1 pseudogene is annotated in these 1,677 nt (G+C 55.8%); it reads left to right on the top strand.

What is annotated here, in order from left to right:
- Positions 1 to 105: 105 nt before the first annotated feature.
- Positions 106 to 1,677: pseudogene (locus JHD82_RS28890) on the top strand (hypothetical protein); the annotation flags it as partial.

The raw sequence follows: 1,677 nt of genomic DNA, 5'->3' as shown, positions 1-1,677 counted from the left end.
CCCCCCCCCCCCCCCCCCCCCCCCCCCCCCCCCCCCCCCCCCCCCCCCCCCCTTTTAGATGTGTATAAGAGACAGCCTGGTATACCCACGAATGGAGACCGTGCATTGAAATCCTTCTCGGGAACCCATCGCAGCACGTTCAACACCTGGGTCAACAACATCTCCCAGGGCGGTGGCACACCCAGCCATATCATGGTGCGCAACGCCGGCGATTACCTCATGAAAACCGGCCTGGGCAAGGACAATCCCTGGGGTGAAAAGCCCAGCGAGAGCGAGGGAACCATTCTGGAATGTCGGCGCGCCTACCACGTTTTCATGACCGACGGGGGCTGGAATAGCAATGCCGCCACCACCAGCGCCCACGTTGATGGAAATCGCAGCACCACCGGATATTACGCAGTAGGTGACGGGAATATAGATGGAAACTCTTTTTCTCTGCCCGACGGAAAGCAATACACAGCCAACGGCAATGAGACAAAAATCTACTACGATCCATGGGGATTCCCCACTGTCAAGAACAACAAGGGTGCCATCACCACCTATGGCCTGAATACACTGGCGGACCTGTCCTTTTATTATTGGGCAACCGACTTGCAGCCCGGCATTCAGAACAAGCTGAATCCACTGACCAGCAAATCCACTGACGAGACTTTCGGCACGGGCAGTAGCCAGAAAACCATAACCCCCTATTGGAATCCCAAGAACAACCCTGCCACCTGGCAGCACATGATCACCTACACGATCGGCTTTGGGGCAACAGCTTCAAACTGGAGCTCGTTGAGCGACGCACCCAAATGGGGCGGCGATACCTACAGCGGGGATTTCTCCAAGTTGATCCAGGGCACAATCACATGGCCAAGTCCTTTGTGCAATGGCAACAATGCCTGCGACGGCGCCAACAACTACAGCGCACGTGAAAACTATCGAACTGTTGAGCTCTGGCATATGGCCATCAATGGTCGCGGGAAATACTTCCCCGCCATGAACCAGGCGGAACTGACAAAAGCCTTCCGCGATATTTTCAACACCATCAACGCCGACAACCAGACGCCCATCACCAGCGCGACCAATTCATCTGCCACCAATACGCGCACCGACAGCGCGGAATTCAGCGCAGGTTACGAAGCCAAGGGCTGGAAAGGCTATGTGCGTTCCGACACCATTGCCAAGACCACGGGCGAGCGCAGTGCTAATACTGGCTGGGGAGTCAAGGCTGGTGCTGCTTATCCCAACAACTACATCACCACGGCGGATAAGCTGGATGCCCTGAACGAGGCCGATATCACCAGCCGCCTGATCGTGACCTACAACGACACCAGCAACCAGGGTGTCTCCTTTGAATGGGCCACCAACAACAACCTGCTCAGCAGCAGTCAGAAGGCCCTGCTCAACACGGACACCAGAGGCCAGGATAGGGTCAACTTCATCCGTGGCAGTCGTTTGCTTGAGGGCAATACCTCGAGCCTGCCATTTCGCGTTCGACCTTCACGCCAAGGCGATATTGTCAACTCCCAGGTGTGGTACACCGCTCAACCCGTCAGTAACTACAGCTACAAGGGATATATCGATTTTGCAAAAAGTATGGCCAACCGTCTGCCCATGATCTATGTCGGGGGTAATGACGGAATGCTGCATGGATTCTCTGCCCTGACGGGCGCCTGTCTCTTATACACATCT

Source organism: Delftia sp. ASV31, assembly GCF_016428765.1.
GTDB lineage: Bacteria > Pseudomonadota > Gammaproteobacteria > Burkholderiales > Burkholderiaceae_C > Comamonas > Comamonas acidovorans.
Note: the sequence above shows the minus strand (reverse complement) of the source record. Positions and strands in the feature narration are given on the sequence as shown.